This window comes from Pseudorhodobacter turbinis (genome assembly GCF_005234135.1).
Classification (GTDB): Bacteria; Pseudomonadota; Alphaproteobacteria; order Rhodobacterales; family Rhodobacteraceae; genus Pseudorhodobacter; species Pseudorhodobacter turbinis.
Genome location: NZ_CP039965.1, coordinates 815192 through 837095 on the forward strand (window position 1 = coordinate 815192; position 21904 = coordinate 837095).

At 55.6% G+C, this 21904-nt stretch carries 19 protein-coding genes, 1 tRNA gene, 4 pseudogenes and 1 other annotated feature; of the genes and pseudogenes, 19 read left to right on the forward strand and 5 right to left on the reverse strand.

What is annotated here, in order from left to right:
- Positions 1–284: 284 nt before the first annotated feature.
- Positions 285–593 carry a transposase gene (locus EOK75_RS16365; protein WP_137195112.1) on the reverse strand — a complete coding sequence of 103 codons (309 nt, stop codon included), beginning with the start codon at positions 591–593 and terminating at the stop codon, positions 285–287.
- Between the two features lie 322 nt (positions 594–915).
- On the opposite strand from EOK75_RS16365, the gene EOK75_RS16370 reads away from it, so the two are divergent.
- The 3 genes from EOK75_RS16370 to EOK75_RS16375 all read left to right on the forward strand — a co-directional run bounded on the left by EOK75_RS16370 (position 916) and on the right by EOK75_RS16375 (position 5519).
- Entirely contained in the window at positions 916–3306 is a 2391-nt protein-coding gene (locus tag EOK75_RS16370) for a putative bifunctional diguanylate cyclase/phosphodiesterase (RefSeq protein ID WP_137195113.1), read from the forward strand.
- Positions 3307–3891: 585 nt separating this feature from the next.
- Positions 3892–4032, forward strand: coding sequence for a hypothetical protein (locus tag EOK75_RS20915; protein WP_168199274.1), 141 nt, complete (start codon positions 3892–3894; stop codon positions 4030–4032).
- The gene (locus tag EOK75_RS16375) at positions 4029–5519 is read left to right on the forward strand and encodes a fumarate hydratase (protein ID WP_137195114.1); all 1491 of its coding nucleotides are present in this window, start codon (positions 4029–4031) and stop codon (positions 5517–5519) included. The genes EOK75_RS20915 and EOK75_RS16375 overlap by 4 nt, the downstream gene beginning before the upstream one ends.
- A gap of 26 nt (positions 5520–5545) precedes the next feature.
- On the opposite strand, the pseudogene EOK75_RS16380 reads toward EOK75_RS16375, so the two are convergent.
- A pseudogene (locus EOK75_RS16380) lies at positions 5546–5989 on the reverse strand (SDR family oxidoreductase); the annotation flags it as partial.
- On the opposite strand from EOK75_RS16380, the gene EOK75_RS21590 reads away from it, so the two are divergent.
- The 3 genes and pseudogenes from EOK75_RS21590 to EOK75_RS16395 form a co-directional block, all read left to right on the forward strand.
- A complete protein-coding gene (locus tag EOK75_RS21590; RefSeq protein WP_168199275.1) occupies positions 5990–6160 on the forward strand; it encodes a transposase in 171 nt (56 codons plus the stop codon).
- 21 nt (positions 6161–6181) lie between these two features.
- Positions 6182–7416, forward strand: a protein-coding gene (locus EOK75_RS16390) for an IS3 family transposase (RefSeq protein ID WP_137192325.1) whose coding sequence is annotated in 2 segments (ribosomal slippage) — positions 6182–6476 and positions 6476–7416 — 1236 coding nt in all. Because the reading frame shifts where the segments join, the coding sequence is not laid out codon by codon here.
- Positions 6469–6585: a sequence feature (AL1L pseudoknot), on the forward strand. (Overlaps the previous gene by 117 nt.)
- A gap of 40 nt (positions 7417–7456) precedes the next feature.
- Positions 7457–7762: pseudogene (locus EOK75_RS16395) on the forward strand (transposase); the annotation flags it as partial.
- A 233-nt stretch (positions 7763–7995) separates the two neighbouring features.
- Here the strand turns inward: EOK75_RS16395 and EOK75_RS16400 are convergent.
- Positions 7996–8304: pseudogene (locus tag EOK75_RS16400) on the reverse strand (transposase); the annotation flags it as partial.
- A 188-nt stretch (positions 8305–8492) separates the two neighbouring features.
- Here EOK75_RS16400 and EOK75_RS16405 point away from each other — a divergent pair.
- Positions 8493–8972 carry a restriction endonuclease, SacI family gene (locus EOK75_RS16405; protein WP_240794138.1) on the forward strand — a complete coding sequence of 160 codons (480 nt, stop codon included), beginning with the start codon at positions 8493–8495 and terminating at the stop codon, positions 8970–8972.
- 16 nt (positions 8973–8988) lie between these two features.
- Here the strand turns inward: EOK75_RS16405 and EOK75_RS16410 are convergent.
- A tRNA-Leu gene (locus tag EOK75_RS16410) sits at positions 8989–9071 on the reverse strand.
- A 387-nt stretch (positions 9072–9458) separates the two neighbouring features.
- On the opposite strand from EOK75_RS16410, the gene EOK75_RS16415 reads away from it, so the two are divergent.
- From EOK75_RS16415 to EOK75_RS16425, 3 genes and pseudogenes are all read left to right on the forward strand, one after another.
- The gene (locus EOK75_RS16415) at positions 9459–10157 is read left to right on the forward strand and encodes a CoA transferase subunit A (protein WP_137195117.1); all 699 of its coding nucleotides are present in this window, start codon (positions 9459–9461) and stop codon (positions 10155–10157) included.
- Between the two features lie 2 nt (positions 10158–10159).
- Positions 10160–10789 carry a 3-oxoacid CoA-transferase subunit B gene (locus EOK75_RS16420; RefSeq protein ID WP_137195118.1) on the forward strand — a complete coding sequence of 210 codons (630 nt, stop codon included), beginning with the start codon at positions 10160–10162 and terminating at the stop codon, positions 10787–10789.
- 752 nt (positions 10790–11541) lie between these two features.
- Positions 11542–11664: pseudogene (locus EOK75_RS16425) on the forward strand (IS5/IS1182 family transposase); the annotation flags it as partial.
- A 197-nt stretch (positions 11665–11861) separates the two neighbouring features.
- Here EOK75_RS16425 and EOK75_RS16430 read toward each other — a convergent pair.
- Entirely contained in the window at positions 11862–12719 is an 858-nt protein-coding gene (locus EOK75_RS16430) for a lytic transglycosylase domain-containing protein (RefSeq protein ID WP_137195119.1), read from the reverse strand.
- A 429-nt stretch (positions 12720–13148) separates the two neighbouring features.
- On the opposite strand from EOK75_RS16430, the gene EOK75_RS16435 reads away from it, so the two are divergent.
- The 9 genes from EOK75_RS16435 to EOK75_RS16475 all read left to right on the forward strand — a co-directional run bounded on the left by EOK75_RS16435 (position 13149) and on the right by EOK75_RS16475 (position 21903).
- Positions 13149–13352, forward strand: a complete 204-nt coding sequence (locus tag EOK75_RS16435) for a Flp family type IVb pilin (protein WP_137195120.1) — start codon at positions 13149–13151, stop codon at positions 13350–13352.
- Between the two features lie 198 nt (positions 13353–13550).
- Complete coding sequence (locus tag EOK75_RS16440; protein ID WP_137195121.1) at positions 13551–13745, forward strand: hypothetical protein; 195 nt, start codon at positions 13551–13553, stop codon at positions 13743–13745.
- Between the two features lie 40 nt (positions 13746–13785).
- Positions 13786–14634 (forward strand): Flp pilus assembly protein CpaB, encoded by an 849-nt coding sequence (cpaB, locus tag EOK75_RS16445; RefSeq protein WP_137195122.1) that lies wholly within the window; start codon positions 13786–13788, stop codon positions 14632–14634.
- 237 nt (positions 14635–14871) lie between these two features.
- A complete protein-coding gene (locus EOK75_RS16450) occupies positions 14872–16281 on the forward strand; it encodes a type II and III secretion system protein family protein (protein ID WP_137195123.1) in 1410 nt (469 codons plus the stop codon).
- 4 nt (positions 16282–16285) lie between these two features.
- Positions 16286–16921, forward strand: a complete 636-nt coding sequence (locus EOK75_RS16455; RefSeq protein ID WP_137195124.1) for an OmpA family protein — start codon at positions 16286–16288, stop codon at positions 16919–16921.
- Positions 16922–17187: 266 nt separating this feature from the next.
- Positions 17188–18465, forward strand: a complete 1278-nt coding sequence (locus EOK75_RS16460; protein WP_137195125.1) for a CpaE/TadZ family protein — start codon at positions 17188–17190, stop codon at positions 18463–18465.
- Positions 18466–18490: 25 nt separating this feature from the next.
- On the forward strand, positions 18491–19939 hold the full coding sequence (locus EOK75_RS16465; protein ID WP_137195126.1) for a TadA family conjugal transfer-associated ATPase: 1449 nt from the start codon (positions 18491–18493) through the stop codon (positions 19937–19939).
- A gap of 9 nt (positions 19940–19948) precedes the next feature.
- Positions 19949–20917, forward strand: a complete 969-nt coding sequence (locus tag EOK75_RS16470; RefSeq protein ID WP_137195127.1) for a type II secretion system F family protein — start codon at positions 19949–19951, stop codon at positions 20915–20917.
- An 11-nt stretch (positions 20918–20928) separates the two neighbouring features.
- Entirely contained in the window at positions 20929–21903 is a 975-nt protein-coding gene (locus tag EOK75_RS16475) for a type II secretion system F family protein (RefSeq protein WP_137195128.1), read from the forward strand.
- The last annotated feature ends 1 nt before the right edge of the window (position 21904 follow it).

Below are 21904 nucleotides of genomic sequence, written 5' to 3' on the forward strand. Positions count from 1 at the left end.
CGGGAGCGACGGCCAGTCCTATTAAAGGCAGCAATTCAACGCTTGGTAGATCAAGGTGATTGGTGCCCTTCCGACACAGCCAACCGGTATCGAAAGATAGCTCTTGCGGACCTGACCAACAAACTGCGTGCCCGTGGATGGAATTTTCGACCAAACGATAGAACGCCAGTTCGGTTTCGGCCTTACCCCCTGCGATCACCTTAAAGGCGGGCTACTGCTCGGGCGTTGGGGCGGCTTCATCCAGGATCGGATAACGATAGTCTGACATGAGGTATGATCCTTGCTCACCATTTTTTGCCTCGCGTCCCGAGCAGTTGAACCGAGGCACCGGCAAAAAAATCCCGCTCCACGACAAGCTGCCCAATCTTTGAGTGCAGCTTTGCTATATCAGCCGAGCTGGGCATATCAGGATCGGGTCCTCGTCGCCCAAACGTCGCAGCCATGTTCTCAATCGCCGCACGTTTCCACGTGCTGATCTGGGTCGCATGCACCCCATACTTCTTCGACAGCTCAGAAAGCGTCATCTCCTCAAGGATCGCCTCAAGCGCAACCTTGGCTTTGAACTCGGGCGCGCGGTTCTTTCTCTTCATCATTCTGGATCATCTCTCGCATCAAGAAATCCATCTTAACAAATGGTCCGAATTCCCGCGACCACCTCTGTTCTACACAGCCACAGCAAAAAGCTGGCCCAGCCACCAAATCTCAAAGGCAGCGGGCAGACATAGGAAAATGGGGTTGCGGCACCATCTTCGACCACGCCTTACGTCGTGTCGGCGTATAAAACGAGGGCGAATTTGTTTCAGATCTTGTCGTCTTTTAGCAAGGTAGGCGTGACGAATGCACCGGCAGCTACAATCTTAACAAGTAGTTAATATTTTTCGTTCAGAACTCCTTAATCGTTTTAGGAGTTCGCCCATGATTTTCGCCTCCCTCATCGGGCGCCTATCTGATCGGTTCACGTCTCACCTCATTGCCCGCCGCATGAGAGTGGCGGGCGTTGTCAATGTCAACGAGACCGATATCGGCGCCATCCGTCAGGCACAGATCCGAGCGGTTCTATCGATCTCCACAATCATGATGGCCGCAAATATCGTTAACTCAAGCGCGCTTCTACTGATCGAAGTCGAGTTAGGCTCTTTGCACTTTTCGACACTGATGTGGGCGGCAATCATATTTTTCTTTGCCGCTCAGAATTTTCGGGCCGCCCGCCACTTTTTACGCGCGCCTCTCCGTCCGACATCAAGCGAGCGTGGCACAGGCAAAATCGTCATCACCTCGGTCCTTTTGGCGCTGTTTTGGTGCTACCCTATGCTCGCCCTCCTCGACGAGGCTTCCTTGGTCGAGTTCGCCTTCATCTCGACAATGACCGCCGGAATGATCGCTGGTGGCGCACTTTCACTCTATCCGGTTCCACTTGCTGCGGTCTCTTATACGGGAATCTTGCTGGCGGCCGCGCTATACGCCGTTCTTGGCGGCGTCACCGGGCACATTCTTCCCTTTATGACGATAATTATCGCCTTTGCAGTCATCATACTAATGGCGATCCATCGGCATAACGGTATCTTCTTTCTCGAGCTGGCCGCAAGGATCGAGGCAGAGCGCCAGCGGGATATGACCAACCTTCTGCTCGACACCTACCATGGAGAAGGCGGCCAATATCTTTGGCGGGCCACGACAAACTTTGACCTTATCACGGACGCCGCGCCACTGTTGCAAATGATCGGCCTCAAAGCCTCTGTGGGGCAGAAAACCAACCTGTTTGATCTGCTGGAAATAGCCGGGTTTTCTCTGCCTGCCGCGGATGATGGCGTGCAGGTCCCGACGGCAGATACCCTTGCCGACCTTGGCGGAACAGGCATCACAATACGAAAAGACGGCAGGGTTCTTAAAGTTGCTGCGCGGCAATTCGGGGGCAGCCAACTACAGGCATCGGGGTACCTCGGATACGTTAAAGACATCACTGCCGAGACACTGGCCGCCGAAGAGCGCGAACGCTTGGCGATGCTGGACTCGTGGACCGACCTTTTGAATTACCGGGAATTTTCCAAACGTGGTGAGCGTATGATAAGCAGGGCGGCACCCGGCGCCTACAATCTCTATTTGTTCATAGACGCGGATGATCTGAAGACCGTCAACGACCAACACGGTCACGCAGCCGGGGATCAGTTGATCCTAACCATCTCGCGCCAACTGACCAAAACTCTGCCTGAGAACGCACTCATAGCGCGCAAAGGCGGCGACGAATTCCTCGCCCTCATGCAGTGCCGTGATGCTGTGCACGGTGAAACGATTGTGCTTGAGCTTTTGCGGGTACTCCGCTCAAGCTTTCAATTCGGCAAATCGGACATTGCCTATTCGTGCTGCATCGGAGCAAGCATCTCTCATAGCGGTCAGTCCGGACTGGCGCAAATGGAACTCGAGGCGGACCGCGCGCTCTACAATGCAAAATCCACCGGGAAACGCCGTGCCCGGTTTTATGACGCGAAGATAGGTGCTGAAATTGGCCGGAACCGCCGCCTCGCGATGGACTTACTTACAGCGATCGAAACGAATAGTCTCGATGTCCACTACCAGCCGATCAATGGCGGACCCGCAGACGCTGTACTTGGCGCGGAAGCCCTGCTTCGATGGACACACCCGGAGTTCGGTGCCATCCCGCCATTGGAAATACTTACGCTTGCCCGCGAAATTGGCGTGAGCGATCAAATCAACGAATTGGTTCTGCGCAAGGCCGCTGCGGTCGCCGCCAATTGGCCAAAGGACACATTTATCAGCGTTAACCTGAACGCCTCGGACCTCAAGACACACGGCCTTGCGGATTCAATCCTGACGTTGATCAGGAACCAAGGCCTGACACCAGACCGGCTTTGGCTCGAGGTTACCGAGGCCGAGGCGCTCGTCGACTGCGAAAAAGTCAGGGCCAACATCGTCCGTCTGCGCGCCGAGGGGATCGTGATGGCGATCGACGATTTCGGAACGGGGTATTCATCCTTCAGCACTTTCGATCAACATGACTTCGACGTAATCAAGATTGACCGTTCCCTCGTGGCCCAAAGCAGGACAAGCGTCAACAGCCGTATTTTCTTGCGATCCATCCATGATCTGGCAAGCGCGAATGGCTGTCGGGTTGTCGCAGAAGGTATCGAGACCGCAGAAGAAATGGACGCCATCAGAACGATCGGCTTCGAATTCACCCAAGGTTTCTTATTTTCGCGACCAATGAAGGCCAGCCAGATCACCAGGCTATTCACCCATGACTGCAGTCTTCAGGTGAGCTCAGACAAGCCAAGGCCACAGATTCTGTAATTCGCATCATCGAAAGGTTTCCAAACCGATCCACCTGCCCCCCGCAGCACGCGCCAGAAAGCTGTCGAATGCCCCGTTTCAAGAAAACTTCAACACTTGCTCTGGTTTTGAACCGGGCTTGTGTCAGCCTCAATCGAAGTAGTGACCTTGCAATTCTTTACCGGTACTCTGCGAACCCTAGTCGAATGGACCATGACCTCGGGCTTGCCACCATATCGATCAGGACGCCGTTTGTCGCCAATTTGTGCTGCGATACCTGCTAGGTTGGCCAGACGTGCAACGCCGCTCTGACAACAAGTCTCGCCTGCATCACGCAGGCCTTCTTGCGCACGCATCGGCTAGGCGTTCCGAAACATATGGCGCGGCCACGGTCTGTTCGACCGAAACCGCCAATCGCCTATCCGGATCACCTGCCAATTTGTACTCCTTGCCCCATGTCGCCGGTATGATGCCCGATTGTGGCCCCGCCCGGAAATAGCCGGAACACTGGGGTGACATAGACCCAGACTATACCTTGCAGGTCTGGCGGGAAAAGCGTTGACGCATTAGGGTGTAAGGGTAAATTCTGATACCGGAGTGCCCCTGATGCCAGCCCCGATCGATCGTATAGACCTGCCCCTGGTCGTGCCGACCCGCCGCCATGACCGCTTTGCCAAGGTCATTGGTCCGGATGCGAAGATCATCCCCGCGCGTCAGGTCTCCGATTGCGGCGAGGCTGTTGTATGAGCGCGCGCATTCTGGAGGCCGACCTGATTGCCAGCGTCGCCGAGGCGCTACAGTATATCTCCTACTATCATCCGCCCGATTTTATCGCTGCCATGGCAGACGCCTACAGACGCGAGCAAAGTCCGTCGGCCAAGGCCGCAATCGCACAGATCCTGATCAATTCGCGCATGTGCGCAACCGGACACCGCCCGATCTGTCAGGATACCGGCACGGCCAATGTCTTTGTCAAAGTCGGCGTCGAGGCCCGCACCGACTGGACCCGCCCCCTACAGGACATGATAGACGACGCCGTGCGCGCGGCCTGGAAACTCGAAACGAATCCGCTACGCGCCTCCGTCATCATTGATCCGCTGGATAGCCGACGCAACAGCGGGGACAATACGCCAGCCATGGTGCAGGTCCAGTTGGTCGCGGGCGATGCGGTGGATATCACCGTCTCTGCCAAGGGCGGCGGGTCCGAAAACAAGACCCAATTCGCGGTGCTGAACCCTTCGGGAAGCGTTGCCGATTGGGTCGTGGACCGTGTCGCACAGATGGGCGCTGGCTGGTGCCCGCCGGGTATGCTGGGCATCGGTGTGGGCGGTAGCGTGGACAAGGCAATGGCGATGGCCAAGGCCTCTCTGAACGAACCCATAGATATCACCGACCTGCGCGCGCGCGGACCCGCGACACGTGTCGAGGAAATGCGGTTGGAGATACTGGACCGCGTCAACGCGCTGGGGATCGGCGCGCAAGGGTTGGGGGGCCTAACCACTGTACTTGACGTCAAGATCGCGACCTATCCCACACATGCCGCCTCGATGCCGGTCGCACTGATCCCAAATTGCGCTGCCACACGGCATATCGACTTCACGCTTACCGGCGATGGCCCGGCGGTCTTTACACCGCCAGACCTGTCGCTTTGGCCACAGATCGACGGGCAAGGCCCCGTCGGGCGTCGTTTGTCGCTTGATAATCTAAACGCAGAGGTGCTGGCCGGTTTGAAATCGGGCGAGACGCTTTTACTCTCGGGGACACTCTACACAGGTCGCGACGCAGCCCATAAACGCATGGTCGAAACCCTGCGCGCAGGCGGCACCCTACCCGTCGACCTGAAGGGGCGCGCGCTTTATTATGTTGGCCCCGTTGATGCCGTCCCCGGTGAGATCATCGGCCCGGCCGGACCCACCACCGCAACCCGTATGGACAAATTCACCGAGGAGGTGCTGGCGGCCACCGGCCTCAAGATCATGATCGGCAAAGCCGAGCGCGGCGCGGAAGCAATAGAGGCGATCCGCCGTCATGGTGCGATTTACATGATCGCCGTCGGTGGCGCGGCCTATCTGGTATCGCAGTCGATCAAGGCGGCACGCGTCGTGGCCTATGATGATCTGGGAATGGAGGCGATCCGCGAATTCACGGTCAAGGATATGCCGGTAACCGTTGCCGTCGACACAACCGGCACCTCGATCCACGAAACAGGTCCGCGCCAATGGGCACGGACCTGAAACGCTCCGGGATAAATCAGTGCATCTTAGATGGTACGCCCACCATCAACTTCAAGGACGACGCCCGTGATGAATCCAGCATCGCACAACGCAAGATAAAGCGTCGCATTGGCGATATCGCGCGCCTCACTTAGCCGTCCCATCGGCACGGTCGCGATAAATTTCTTGCGGTTTTCAGGCGTGTCTTCCATGCCCATGAACTGCTCCAGAAGGCCGGTCGCACCCATCACAGGGGCCATGCAATTGACACGGATGTTGTCCGGTGCCAATTCCACTGACAGTGACTTGGTCATCAGATTGATCGCCCCCTTGGACGAGTTGTACCACGTCAGGCCGGGGCGCGGACGGATGCCCGCAACCGAGCCGATATTGATCATCACACCACCATCCCGATCCCGCCAAAGCAGCATGCAGGCCTGCTGAACGATCTTCTGGATGATCTTGCTTACATCGAGAATCGGGTCAAAGCTTTGAGCGCAAAGATCGAGGCAATAGCCAAAGAGGATGAGACGATCTGCAGACTGCTGAGCGTCCCTGGCATTGGCCCCTTGGGCGCAACAGCACTTGTGGCGGCGGCCGGTGATGGCAAACAATTCCGCAAAGCCCGAGACATGAACCGCCCCGGGTTTACCGGAGAGTAAAACTCTCCAAGGATAACCCTTATGACACAACGCAAACATATCCCGTCTTATACGGCTGAGTTCCGCGCGCGCGGCGTTCGGCTTTTCAATGAACAACGCTCGGAATATCGCAGTGACAATGCTGCTTATCAGGCAATTGCACCCAAGCTGGGCTGTGCTCCTGATAGCCTGCGGGGATGGTGCCGTCAGTCTGAACGCGATGCTGGTGCCCGCAACGGTCCCACCTGTGAGGAGAAGGCCCGGATCAAAGAGCTTGAGCGTGAGGTTCGGGAACTGCGCCAAGCAAATGAGATTCTGAAGAAGGCTTCTGCGTATTTTGCTCAGGCGGAACTCGACCGCCCGTTCAGGAAATGATTTCATTCATTGAAGATTACCGCACGGACTTTGGTGTCGGGTCGATCTGCAAGATTTTGCGGGTCGCACCATCGTCCTACTATGCAAATTCGGCGATCAGACGAGATCCCCGGCTCGCCTCAAACAGGGCGCGCCAAGACGTAACGGACAGCGTGGAAATCCGGCGCGTTCACGATGAAAGTCGTGGCCGCTATGGCGCCAGAAAGGTCTGGCACCAACTGCGCCGTGAGAGCAAGGACATCGCCCGATGCACTGTCGAACGCTTGATGAAAGTTATGGGATTACAGGGCGTTGTTCGCGGCAAGCCAGTCATCACGACGAACCCCGATGCCTCTCAGCCGTGTCCGGACGATAAAGTGAACCGCGAATTCAAAGCACAATCCCCAAACCAGCTCTGGGTCAGTGACTTCACTTATGTTTCCACATGGCAGGGCATGGTTTACGTCGCATTTGTTGTCGACGTCTTCTCTCGAAGGATCGTCGGCTGGCGGGTCTCAACATCGATGACAACAGCCTTTGTGCTCGATGCCTTGAACCAGGCGATCTGTCAGCGCAGCCCTGAAAAAGGCGGCGGGTTGATACATCATTCCGACCGCGGATCTCAATATTTGTCCATTAAATACACTGAGCGATTGGCGGACGCTGGGATCGATCCATCTGTCGGAACCGTGGGAGATTCCTACGATAATGCCCTCGCTGAAAGCATCATTGGCCTGTTCAAAACTGAGGTTACAAAGTTGCTCGGCCCATGGAAATCAATGGGCCAGCTTGAATGGGAAACGCTGAAATGGGTCGATTGGTACAACACCAAGCGCCTGCACAGTGCCATCGGATATGTCACGCCGCATGAAGCAGAGGAGATGTTCTATGCAACCTTGAACCCAAATGAAAAAGCAGCCTAACATTCGAAACAAACGCTCTCCGGCAAACAAGGGGCGGTTCAACATGGCTGCATGGCTAGGGCTGGTGCCCGCAGAATATTCGACCGGAGGAAAGCAAACTCTTCTTGGGATCAGTAAGCGCGGAAACGGATATGTGCGCCGTCTGATCATCCACGGGGCGCGATCCTGCTTTTTGCATCTGAACCGGGAAAGCCATGCCTTGGGGCGCTGGCTGAATGCGCTAGAAGCCCGAACACACCGCAACAAAGCCGTTGTGGCCTTGGCAAACAAACTGACAAGGATTGTCTGGGCGATCCTGACACAACCCGGCACCGTCTATTTGCGCTCGAAAGGGGCAGCTGCTTAAGCTGACCTTTACCGCAAAACCCATTGCAGGGGACGTGATGACCAAACGGTTGATCGACCATGGGTAAGCCACGCGAAAAAAGCGGGACATGATCCCGTGTTACTAATCTGGAACCCAAGGGGCGAATCTCATCAAGGCCTTGTCGCCAAAAGCGGCTGACTGATCAGAGGCCGGATACATTTACGCAAGCCGGAGCGTCACACACGAAAACCTTGCAATAGCGGGGCGGACCATACATTTTTTCCAAGCGCCTCCTTCAGCAGATCATTCTGCATGCTCATCTCGGCATACATCTTCTTGAAGCAACGGTTCTGTTCGGCCATATCCTTCATCTCAGCAATCTAGGACGCATCTGTTACCCGGCAGGGTTTTGCAAAGCAAAAGCCCGAGAGGGCATGCCGCCAAACTTGGCCCGCCATTTGTAAAAGCTGGCGCTGCTCATCCCATGCTCTCGGCAAAGCTCTGAGACGGGCGTACCGCCTTCAGCCTGCTTCAACACCGCCCCTCTCACGCATGTAAACATGTGCTGCCGAGCAGTGCATGATCTGTGCGTCGCTAAATCGTCCGTTCTTCAGCGTAAATCTCCTCAGATATCTTGCCGAGAAAATTCTACTGTTGAACACTACTAATTTTAGGGGGGATTACCCCGGGCCGGGGCATTCGAGGCAGACCGTTTCGGAACCTACATCAGCAAGGCCAAGCTGCTTGAATTGATCCGAGCGCTTTGAGCGTGGCGTTGCTCTTTGAATTGATGGCAAAGGGGAATGGGGGCGAGTTGAAAGTTTCTTCCCATCCGGCAAATCAGAGGGGCGCTTCGTCAAACGAAGTTGCAGGCATTGATGTCTTTGAGGCAGATGGCGAACCCCTGCGACACTGTGCCGAAGCCAAGGACAAACCATTCACGCGGCCTGATGTAGATCATGCAGCAAGCAAAGTGGCAGAGGCGGGCCATTCCAGGCTTATTTCCATCTATGGCCCGAACGCCAAGGCAGGGATGGAATTGGAGGCTGTTGTGGCAGAATATGAGGAAAAAGGTTTTGACCTCACCTTTGTTTCGGCGCCAGCCTTTGCTCAGGGTATCGTATCACTTGCCCCGAGCGTTACTTGGGCCGAAGTGGTTGAGCTAATAAACAAGCACCTTGCAATGACACGCGCCAAAGAAATGACCATTCAACATTGCAAAGAAGTCATTGAAAAGGTTAGCGTATAGTGCATCTTTGGAACCGTCCCCACGGCCGGACTCGAACCGGCACGGCCATTCAGCCGGGAGATTTTAAGTCTCATGTGTCTACCATTCCACCACGTGGGGTGACGGTTCCAAGATTGCCTATTATCAACCTGTTTAAAGTCAATCAATCAGGCGTAGATGGCTTATGTAAGGCTGTCAACAGACAAACAGACCTTAAGCTTATGTAATCGTTATTCTTTTTAGTTCACAAAGATAGATTTTAAGTTTGGTCTGTCCACCATTCCAGCACGCCCGCATCCGGCATTATCTTCGAACGACGGGCCCAAGACCCGCTCCGACAAAAAGCCACAGGTCACTGATAAGCCTGCCAATGCCTCCGCTTCAAGCAGTTTTCGTATATTTTCCCGAATTCACTTACCCGATAGCGCAAAAGGGCTTCGCCAGCGCAATTGACTTCGCCTCGGGGGTCAGCCAAAACTTCGACTATCAAATTGCGGGGGAGCTTCTGTGAAGAAGATTTATAAAGACGCATCATCGGCGCTGGATGGCGTACTGTTTGATGGGATGATGATCGCCGCCGGTGGCTTTGGCCTCTGCGGCATTCCGGAACTGTTGATCGCGGCCATTCGGGATGCGGGCACCAAGGGGTTGACGGTTGCATCGAACAACGCGGGCGTGGACGGGTTCGGTTTGGGCGTTTTGCTTGAAACCCGGCAGGTCAAAAAGATGATCTCCTCTTATGTGGGGGAAAACGCGGAATTCATGCGCCAGTACCTTAGCGGAGAGTTGGAGCTGGAATTCAACCCGCAGGGCACTTTGGCCGAGCGGATGCGCGCAGGCGGTGCCGGCATCCCGGGTTTTTATACCAAGACCGGAGTTGGCACCGTGATCGCCGAGGGCAAGGATGTGAAGGTCTTTGACGGGCAGGACTACATCATGGAGACCGGCATCGTTGCCGATCTTGCCATCGTCAAAGCATGGAAGGCCGACCCTTCGGGCAACCTTGTGTTCCGCAAAACCGCGCGCAACTTCAACCCGCCCGCCGCGACCTGCGGCAAAATTTGCGTCGCAGAGGTTGAGGAAATCGTGCCGATGGGATCGCTTGACCCGGATACAATTCACCTGCCCGGCATCTATGTGCACCGCATTGTTCAGGGTGAACACGAAAAGCGCATTGAACAGCGCACCGTCAGAAAGGCGTCTTGATCATGGCTTGGGACCGGAACCAAATGGCGGCGCGGGCCGCACAAGAGCTGCAAGACGGCTGGTATGTGAACCTCGGGATCGGGATTCCAACCTTGGTGTCCAACTACATCCCCGAGGGGATCGAGGTAACGTTGCAATCGGAAAATGGCATGCTTGGCATGGGCCCCTTCCCGATTGAAGGCGAAGAGGATGCCGATCTGATCAACGCAGGCAAGCAGACGATCACAGAGCTGCCGCAGACCGCCTATTTCGATTCTGCGCAAAGCTTCGCGATGATCCGTGGCGGCAAGATTGCGATGGCGATCCTTGGCGCGATGGAAGTGGCCGAGAATGGCGATCTGGCGAACTGGATGATCCCCGGCAAGCTGGTCAAAGGCATGGGCGGCGCGATGGACCTTGTGGCCGGCGTGGGCCGCGTGGTTGTTGTCATGGACCATACCTCCAAACACGGCGAATCCAAGTTGCTCAAGGAATGTACCCTGCCGCTGACGGGTAAATCCGTGGTGGACCGGATCATCACCAATCTGGGCGTGCTGGATGTGGTTGAGGGTGGTTTGCGCATTGTCGAATGCGCCGATGGCGTCACCGAGGCCGAACTGCGTGCCGCGACCGAGGCGACCATCGTCGGTTAAGCATCCAAGGGGCGTGCATGTCTTGCCAGCTCTTTGCACTTCGTGATGCAGAAAAGAACTTAGGTTGGCCAAAATCTGGCCAACCTTTTCCCAGATAGCCACAGGATGTGGTTTTTTCAGGGGATTTCAGATTGAACAAACTCACGAACTTTTCTGCGCCAAAGTCCAAGAGACGATTGCCGCTTCCAAGTTTTGGGATCTATGTCAGCTTCTGTAGAAATCCTCAGTACGAGCTTTTTACATCATCGCCTGACCCTAGTGATAAAAGAGGAAGGCCGTCGGGAAAAATCAAATCGAATGAACCTCGCGGAACCGTTGGGGGCACCGGTGACGAAAAGACCTACAAGTGCGGTGCATGCGGCCAACAATCTATAATCAAAAACAATGGCGCGATCGTTGAAGAGATCACCGGCTTCGCATTCGGTTTCAACCCGGGGGCCCGCGTAATTTTTGCCCAAGCATCCCCTGTGATAGTCACAAGAAGCAACTATCTCTGTATCCAGAACTCTATCGAAAAACGGGATGCACAGCCAAAGGCACGCAGAGATGGAAGTGCAAGGACTCCTTGAGCTCATTTACAGTAGGATCGCGCATTTCGTGCCAGCATCGCAGCAATGCAAACCGCGAGGTGCTGTGGATGATCACCAACGGGGTGCCGATTTCAAAGAACTGTGATTTTACAGGCCTTTGTCCGGGGAGTATCCGCAACACTGTGTATTCGGGCTCATGCTTCGCATAACCCTGCCGGGCAGCGGATGCATTGTGTGAAATTGCTGGGCCAGAGGCTGATGGCGCGCGACTTTGACCGCCAAGTCGCCGAGATCCTGAACGGATACACCGCCCTTGGCATCGCCGTCACAAAGGCCGTGGGATAAATCCGTCCGCGATAAGGGGAGAACCGTCCCTCAGATGATTTGCGCAACAGAGTCCTTTTAAAGTCTATCAACGAGATCTCCTTCAAGTGGACTTGAGAAGAATATGGTATCATCCACTACAAGAAAAAAGCAAAGGCCCCGCGTTAAGCTGGGCCTACACCACGAAATGAAAAGGGCGTGCATGTCTTGTGCGCCCTTCATCCCCCCGCAGCGATCACCTTGAACACACAAGGATCACTCACAAGCTCGGGCGGGGTCAGGCACAACCCCTGCGCCACCTGCCACGCCGCTAGCACCTTTGGCACATAATCGCGGGTCTCGGCATAGGGTGGCACGCCACTATTGGCCCGCACCGCCCCCTCCCCCGCATTATAGGCCGCAAGCACCATCAAAGGGTCACGGTCAAACTCTGCCATCAACCAATCAAGATAGGCCACGCCGCCTTTGATGTTTTGCACCGGGTCCGTCGCATCGGTTACGCCAAACCGTTCTGCCGTGGCCGGGATCAACTGCATCAAGCCCTGCGCTCCGGCCACGCTAACTGCATCTGCCCGCCCCGCGCTCTCAATCCCGATCACCGCCAAAACCAAAGCGGGAGAGACATTGGTCCCGATCGTCGCTTTCAAAATTTCGGTGCCGTATTTTCCCGCTACCTCTTGCATATGCTGCAAACGCGGGGCGCGCACCGATGCCCCCGCCGGACCTTTCGACAGGCTGGCCATCGCCAGCGTATAGCGTCCGTCCTTGGCACCTTGGTCAGCGGGCACCGCATCCCAGTACCAGCCATAGGTGGCGCCCGGCGTAAGGACGCCCCCCTCGGTGACCGGCGCAGGCGCAGCGGGCACGACCTGCGGGGCCACGGCCAGTCGTTTGGCCTGCGCGTCCGGATCGATTTGCACCGTAATACGGGGACCTGTCTTCGCGGTATCCACCTTCACGCGGCGGGCGGAAAAATCATCTTGATAAGGCGTGGTTTGTGCCAGCACCGGGTCACCAGCCGCCAAGCTGCCGATTGCCGACAAGACAATCAAAAGAGCGAAAGCCCGCTTTGACATATTAATACCGCTCTTTTTCTTCTCTTTTTCCGATAATCGCAGGATTCCCCCTCTCGAGCCACTGTTTTGGCCCCAAAACGGGCGGCTAGGCGCGAATCTGGCGCGATTGCCACAACGATTCTTTCAAAACCTACAGAGAATCCCGGATCGCCATCGGTGCCGTATCCTGTACAGGTCTTGGCCTTAACCATATTTCACCCCCGAAAGCCCTCTGAAAGGCCCCAAACAAAGTTAATGTTTCCCTAATGAAATCGAGTGTTTCCACAGCGTTAATTATATCAAAAAACGACCCCATCCTTGCCCCAATCGCGCCACGTTTAAGGGGGTATATAGGGTCATACCGCAACGGGCAGCGGGCCAAACGAAGACCAGATGCTCCGAAACGGTTTCGAACCTGAAACAACACGATCCATGAAAGGGATTAATACCATGAACATCAAAACATTCATCCGCAAGTTCTTCAACGACGAATCCGGTGCTGTGACTGTTGACTGGGTCGTCCTGACCGCAGCAATCGTCGGCCTCGGCATGGTTGTAATGACCCTCGTTGGCGGCGGCATCGAAGATATGGGCAAAAACATCGCAACCAACCTCGAAGGCCAAGCAATCGGTTACGAATCGCCCACCGAGTAATTGGCCACACTACCGTCGCTTGAATGCGAAATACAGGGCCGCTTCCGAAAGGGTGCGGCCCTGGCTACTGCAAGAATTAGGTTTCTACTACGCACTGCCGCACAAAAATACGTTTATAAGACCAACTTTAACCACATGTCACATCTAGATTCGGGACCGACCCGTATCAGTTGCTCATCGAGAACTGAGGGCTGACCTATGCAAAAATTGCTCATCACGTTTTGGAAATCAGAAACCGGCGCGGTTACTGTCGACTGGGTCGTCTTATCGGCTGCAATCATCGGTCTTGGTATGATTGTGTTAATGCCTATCGCCTATATCACAAATAGCTCTGCTGAAAGTATCGGCGAAAAAATCGGCGATGTGGAGCTAAGCTACAAGAGTAGCAGATAGGAATTTGGGCCGCTGGCCCTGAAGCGTTAAGGGGATCAAAATGCGCATGATATTCGGACTTGTCCTGCTTGTTGGACTGGCTCTTGCCGGTGCCGCGGTATGGATGGTGCAAGGCTATGTCAGCCAGGCACAGGTCGAGGTTGCGCGCGAGAAAGCCACCCGTATCAAGCTGGGGGAGCTGATCGATGTTTACGTCGTCACCAAAACCATGCCTTACGGTGTCCCCATCACCAAAGATGATGTGAAGCTAGCAACATTTCCGGTCAAATCCTTGGCGAAAGGTGCTTTCCTGACAGAAGAAAGCCTGTTTCCGGGCGATTACAAGCAACCACGATATGTCTTGCGTCAGATGGAAAAACTGGAACCGATCCTGGCTGTGAAGGTCACCGAACCGGGGGCGGATATCGGCCTGACGTCGCGACTGTCTAAAGGCAAGCGTGCCTTTGCCATCAAGGTAGATGTCGCCTCTGGCGTGTCGGGCTTTGTCCAGCCAAGCGACAATGTTGATATCTATTGGACCGGTTCCACGCAAGAAAGCCGGAGCAACTTCACGCAATTGATTGAAACGGGCGTCAAAGTGGTTGCCGTCGACCAAGCCGCCAACAGCGACCGCAGTGCCGGGACAGCCATGATTGCCCGCACAGTCACGGTTGAAGCCACACCACAACAGGTTGCGCGCCTTGCCCAAGCTCAGGCAACAGGCAGCCTTTCGCTGTCTCTGGTGGGTGCGGGCGATGAAACCATTGTCGAAAACGTCGAGGTCGACAGCGCCGACCTTTTGGGCATCCAAACCACGGCCCCCGTTAAAGTAGAGCGTGAGCGGGAATGCACGATCAAAACCCGTCGCGGCGCTGATGTGGTCGAAATGCCAATCCCCTGCACCAATTGAGTCCCACAACGGGCTACCGGATTTAGTGGCTGGTTGCACTTAAACCGCCCTAGGTTGCTGGAGCTAAACTCTCTGTTGCAACATATCCACATCAAGAACGACCTTTAAGGTTTTGATTCTTGCAAAAAAACCAAAAGACCTTCAAAATACCCTCAAGACGGGCAAATAGACCCGCTGTTCTGGTGTGCCTGTTGTTCGGGTCCGTCAGATACCGAGGCGCGATTGAAAGGCAGTGATATGAGAATGCAGACCCTTTTGAGGGCTACGGCGCTTGGCCTTGCTCTACTCCAGCCCGTTTACTCCGGGGCGGAGGCCCAGAGTTTGCGGGTCATGAGCGGTGCACCGTCACGCGCTTTGCAGGTCCCGATGAACCGCGCCGTGGTTGTTGAAAGCGACACCCCCTTCGCGGAACTTTCAATCGCAAACCCGGGCATTGCCGATATCTCCACCCTCTCGGAGAAGTCAATCTATGTGTTGGGCAAGGCGCCCGGCCGTACGACGATGACCCTTTTGGGGGCTGACGGGCGACTCATTTCCAATGTAGAGGTCCATGTCACCCCCGACATCGCGGAGTTCAAAGAGCGTCTGCGCCAGATCCTTCCCGGAGAGCAAATCGAAGTTCGCACTGCCAATGATGGTATCGTATTGTCGGGCACCGTAACCAGTTTGGTCAAGCTTGACCGCGCGCTGGATCTGGCCAACAGATACGCCCCTGAACGGGTTTCAAATTTGATGAGCGTGGGCGGAACCCAACAGGTCATGCTCAAGGTGCGCTTTGCCGAAATGCAGCGCTCCGTTTCCAAAAGCCTGTCTGCCTCGCTTGGGCTCAACGGCTCCGTCGCAGGTGGGGATGTTGGCACCAAAGGCGGTTCGGGCGCATTCACCAATGGCAACACTCTTGCAGGTGCGTTTTCGGGCGGGAACTACAGCTCTCCATCGGGCACCAAAGGCAATATGACGCTGGGCTTTTCCGCGGGCAGCCTCCAATTTGCGGTGCTGCTGGAAGCCTTGGAAAGCAAAGGCGTTGTCCGCACATTGGCCGAGCCGAACCTGACCGCCCTTTCCGGACAAGAGGCGAAGTTTCTGGCCGGCGGCGAGTACCCTATTCCGGTCGCCGGTGGTGATGACACTGTAACTATTGAATACAAACCCTTCGGCGTAGAGATGAACTTTACCCCCGTCGTGGTAGATGGCGATGTGATCAACCTGACGATCAACGCTTCGGTTTCCTCCATCGACAACTCCGTCACACTGGAGGCGGGTGGCTTTACCATCAACGCCTTCAAACGGCGTGAAACCTCAACCACCGTGGAGATGCGCGACGGGGAAAGCTTTGCGATTGCCGGGTTGTTGCAAGATGACTTCCGGAACCTGAACGGGCAAGTGCCGTGGCTGGGCGATATTCCCGTAATCGGCGCGCTGTTCCGCAGTGCCGAATATCAACGCGCACAGTCCGAACTGGTAATCATCGTTACCCCACATCTGGTCACCCCAACCCGCGGAGAGGCGCTGGCCTTGCCAACCGACCGCGTAAAACCCCCGACCGAGCGTGAATTCTTTCTCTTTGGCAAAACTTCCGGCAAAGGTGCGGCCGGCGAAGTTGCCCGGCAGGATTTCAGCGGCTCCTACGGCTATGTAATGGAGTAAACGGATGCGGATTTCAAAATTCTTTCTGGGGGCATCCCTCCTGACGCTGACCGCTTGCGGTCCAGGCTTCAACCAAGAGGTCGGCGGCCCCCCTGCTGATTTCGGCAATGCCACAATGAACAATACCCTGATCCAGTCCGGGCAAAAGGATTATACCATCGCCTTGGCTGGCCGCTTCGCACGCGAAGTGCCGTCAACGATCACATTCGCCTTCGATTCAGCACAGCTTGATGCCAGATCAATTCCCTTGCTGCGCCAGCAGGCCGATTGGATCAAGACCTTCCCCGAGGTGCGTTTCCGCGTCTATGGCCACACCGATCTGGTCGGAACATCAAGCTACAACAAATCGCTGGGGTTGCGGCGGGCAAAAGCCGTTGTGGCGTATTTCGCAAGCCAAGGCATCAGTCGGGACCGGCTAGAGGCGCTTGCCTCTTTCGGCGAAACCCGCCCACTGGTGCAAACTGCCGCCCCGGAAGAGCGTAACCGCCGCACGGTCACCGAGGTTTCGGGTTTCGTGAAGAATCATCCGGCCTTACTGAACGGCAAATATGCGGCCGTTATTCACCGTGAATATATCGAACTTGCAAAGCGCCCTCATCCGTCAAATCAGGTTATCGTGACGCAAACCAACCCCGGATAGGCCAATGAAAGCCGGAGGGGCTGATTCTCTGCCCCCCATTTTGTGACTATCGGGGCGGGTTTCGCGAATATTATGGTTACCAATTTGCAAAAAACCGAGAAAAAGAGCCTTTTAGCCCCAATATCGCCAAGATTGTCTACCATCTTACCCAAAATGAGGCCAATTGCGCAGCTGTTGGCTGTGGGGTTTTCCGCACTGTATCGACGATTATGCCAAATTGGCAAAGTCGATTATAGGGTGGCCCCGCTTTTGAAGGGCATACTAAGATGACAAGCGTAGCAAATCTCCATCCCGATCCGACACCGATTGTGGCCTGCACAATCTCGCGTGACGTGCAGAACTTCGATCTTTTGATTGACGACATGGAAGTCGAGTTGGGCGAGAGTTGGGGGGACCTTTCTTTCGAAGACGCGGCGCTTTTTCTGAACCAATCCGAATCAGCGAGTCTGGAATTTGTAGCAATTGCCGTGGATGGCGATGATGTGCAGGATCTGGACCCGATCGCGGGCCTGATCACGCAGGCAAAATCAAATGACGTCAAGGTGATTTTGATCGCGCATGACGTGAATCCCGTTGCCTTGCACCAACTGCTGCGCCTCGGGGCCGATGATTTTGTGCCCTACCCTTTGCCGGAAGGTGCGCTGCATGATGCCATTGCGCGGATGCGTCTTGCGGCCCCGCCGCCCGCGGCCGCTGACACCACCAACCCCGAAGCAGAGCCTGCCCCCCCCGAGAGTACACCCATCCTCAAGGCCCATGGAGACCGCGAAGGCGTCGTCTTGCCGGTACACGGCATGGCGGGCGGCGTTGGTGCATCGACATTTGCCTGCAATCTGGCGTGGGATCTGGCGACGGCCAGCAAGACGGATGCCCCGCGCGTTTGCCTTTTGGACTTTGATTTCCAGTTCGGGGCGGTCTCAACCTACCTGGACCTGCCGCGACGCGAAGCGGTCTTCGATATTTTGCAAGACACCGAAGGCGCCGATACCGAAGCTTTCCTCAAGTCCATGCTGACCTTTAACGACAAGCTGCATGTGTTTACCGCGCCGCCTGATATGCTGCCGCTGGACATTGTGCAGGGCGAGGATATCGACCGGTTGATTGATATGGCACGGCAGAACTTCGATTTTGTTATCATCGACATGCCCTCCACGATTATCAGCTGGACAGAAACCGTGCTGACGCGGGCGCATGTTTACTTCGCCTTAATGGAACTCGATCTACGCTCGGCACAGAACGTTCTCCGCCTCGTGCGTGCGCTCAAGGCAGATGCGCTGCCATCAGACAAGCTGCGCTTTATCTTGAACCGTGCGCCGAAGTTTACGGATCTATCCGGCAAAAGTCGGGTTAAACGAATGGCTGAAAGCCTGGATATAGACATAGACGTGCAACTGCCGGATGGCGGGGCGCAAGTTACGCAAGCCAATGACCACGGGCTGCCCTTGGCGGAATCCGCTGCCAAGAATCCGATGCGCAAGGAAATCCAGAAGCTGGCAAAGTCTTTGTATGACCTGAACAAATCAGCGGAGGCGGCAAAGGGATAAAAACGACCTAAGGGGTGCATAGACCATGTTCTCGCGATATAAGAAGACCGCCGAAGCCGCTCCGAAAACCGCTGCGGTCTCAGGATTGCAACCGGTCGAGACCCGGCCCGCGGCACCAGAGCCGAGCGCCCCAGCCCCGAAGCGCACCGCGCAGGTCACCATCCGCCCATCCGCCGAGGCGGTTGCTGTCGACAAAGAAAAAAAGCGCAAAGACCGCTTGATGGAACTGAAGGTAGAGCTTCATAAAAAACTGCTCGAAAACCTGAACCTTGCCGCCCTTGAAACGGCCTCGGAAGCCAATTTGAAGTCCGAGATTTCTGCAATCGTGGCGGAGGCGCTAGACGAGATGTCTGTCGCGCTGAACAAAGACGACCGCGCAATTTTGAATCAAGAGCTCTATGATGAGGTCATGGGGCTTGGCCCCTTGGAAACCCTGCTCAAGGACGAAACGGTCAATGACATTCTGGTGAACGGGCCAAAACGGATTTTTATTGAGCGTGCGGGCAAACTTACCCTGACCGACATCACCTTCAAGGATGAGCGGCATTTGCTGCGGATCATCGACAAGATTGTATCCGCCGTGGGGCGACGGGTTGACGAATCCAACCCCTACTGTGATGCGCGATTGGCCGATGGCAGCCGCTTCAACTGCATGGTGCCGCCCGTGGCGGTGGATGGCAGTCTCGTATCCATCCGGAAGTTCAAAAAAGACAAATTGGGTGTCCCCGATCTGGTCAGTTTCGGCGCCTTTACCGAGGAAATGGCCGCATATCTGCAAGCCGCTGTTTCCACCCGCCTGAACATCATCGTGTCCGGCGGGACGGGTTCGGGCAAAACCACCACGCTCAACGCGCTATCCTCCTTTATCGATAATGCCGAACGGGTGCTGACGATTGAGGATACTGCCGAGTTGCAACTGCAACAGATCCACGTCGGCCGAATGGAAAGCCGCCCGCCCAACGTCGAGGGCAAAGGTGCTGTGACCCAACGTGACTGCCTGCGCAACGCGCTGCGGATGCGCCCCGACCGGATCATCGTCGGTGAAACCCGCGGTGAGGAGGTGATCGACATGCTTCAGGCCATGAACACCGGCCATGACGGGTCAATGACCACGATCCACGCCAACTCTGCCCGTGATGCGGTATCGCGCTTGGAAAACATGATCGCAATGGCGGGGATCGAGATGCCGTTGAAGGCCGTCCGGTCCCAGATTTCTTCTGCTGTGAACTTGGTCGTACAGGCCAGCCGTCTGCAAGATGGTACCCGCCGCATGACCTCTATCACCGAGATTACGGGGATGGAGGGGGAAGTAATCTCTATGCAGGAAATCTTTAGATTTGAAAGGCTTGGCCTTGCGCCTGATGGTGCGATTATCGGGCGGTTCAATGCCACCGGTGTTCGGTCGCATTTTTCCGAGCGTTTCCGCCAGTGGGGCTATGACCTGCCCGCATCCATCTATGAACCCATCGTCTAAGGACTTGCCATGCAATTCAGCGCAGCCCCTCTGATCTACATCCTGATTTTCGTGGCCGTTCTCGTGCTGGTCGAAGGTCTTTATCTGACGGTATTCGGCAAATCCATCAGCCTCAACAACCGGGTCAGCCGCCGTTTGGAACTGCTGGAAAAATCGGGCAATCGCGAACAGGTTCTGGACCAGCTTCGCAAGGAGATGGGTCAACACCTAAAGGCCCGTGGCATCCCGCTCTATTCGATACTGGCAAGCAAGGCACAAAAGGCAAATATTGCTTTTTCACCCCGACAGCTGGTGCTTATCATGGCCGGCGTTTCGGTTTTTGCCTTCCTGGGGTTGACCCTTGGCACCGAAGCAGAGCCCGCTGTCCGCGCCGTTATCGCCATCGCAATGGGCATCGGAGGCGTCTACACTTGGGTTGCCCGCAAAGCAAAAGCGCGCATGGATTTGATGGATGAACAACTGCCCGACGCGGTGGAGTTGATGGTGCGATCCTTGCGCGTGGGCCACCCGTTTTCATCTGCCATCAACATCGTAGCCAAAGAGGTGGCCGACCCGCTCGGGACCGAATTTGGTATTATCGCGGATGAGGCTGCATATGGCCGCGATGTATCTGAGGCGCTAAAGGAATTTGCCGAACGCATGGACAGTCAGGATCTGCGTTTTCTGGCGGTGGCCGTCACCATTCAGCAAACTTCGGGGGGCAATCTGGCCGAGATTTTACACGGGCTCGCACAGGTCATCCGCGCGCGGTTCAAATTGTTCCGGCGCGTGCGCACCATCACCGCAGAGGCAAAATGGTCCGGCATGTTCCTGTCAGGCTTTCCCATCGCAGCCCTCATCGCGATTCAGGTGATCAAGCCGGATTATTATGACAACGTAAAAGAGACATCAGCCTTCATTCCCGCCGCTTTGGTGGTGGGGGGGTTTTTGGTGATCAACGTGATCTTCATGAAGATCATGGTCAATATCAAGGTATAGGGGCTGATAATATGCTTGCGACCATTCACCAGATGCTTGTCGATATGCTTGGCCCCATGGGGCCGCTGTTCGTGATTGGCGGGCTTGGGCTTGCGTTGATTTTGGTGGCCTTGCCGTTCATGTTGCGCAAAACCCCTGAACCTTTTGACAAGATCAAACGCCAGCAAGAAACATATAAAGCACCGAAAGAAGCCGGCTTGCGTATGGGCGGCAATGGCGGGGCCAGTGACAAACTGCAAAAGTTCTCTACTTTTCTGGAACCGCAAAACGCAGAGGAACTTTCCGCCTCCCGGCTGAAGCTTCTCCGTGCGGGCTACCGGGCGAAGAATGCAGTGCAGCTTTTCCATTTTGCGCAATTGGTGTTGGGCGTCGGGCTTTTGTCAATTGGCGTCATCTATGCCCTGATTTTGCAAAGTCAGGGGGATGTCTCGACCCAGATGCTTGTAATTTGCACCATCGGCCCCGGCGCAATCGGCTATTATATCCCTCAATATTGGGTGCAACGCCGCATCCAGCAACGGCAGGATGAAATCGTATCAGGTTTCCCGGATGCGCTGGACATGATGCTGGTCTGCGTAGAGGCAGGGCAATCACTTGATCAATCCATCTTGCGCGTAGCGAAAGAAAGCCGCGCGGGCTATCCGGCACTGGCCGATGAATTCGACACAATCGCGCATGAGGTAAAAGCCGGTAAGGAGCGCATTGCCGTATTGAAGGATATGTCTGAACGTGTTGGCATTGCTGATGTGTCATCCTTTGTGACCACGTTAGTACAATCCGCCAGTTTCGGTACATCCATTGCAGAGGCTCTGCGTGTCTATTCTGCCGAAATGCGCGATAAACGTGTCATGCGCGCCGAAGAGAAAGCAAATACCTTGCCCACCAAGCTAACCCTCGGCACAATGCTGTTCACCGTTCCGCCCCTGATGATCATCCTGATCGGGCCGTCGGTACACGGCATTTCCAAGGCGCTTGGCGGGGGCTAAA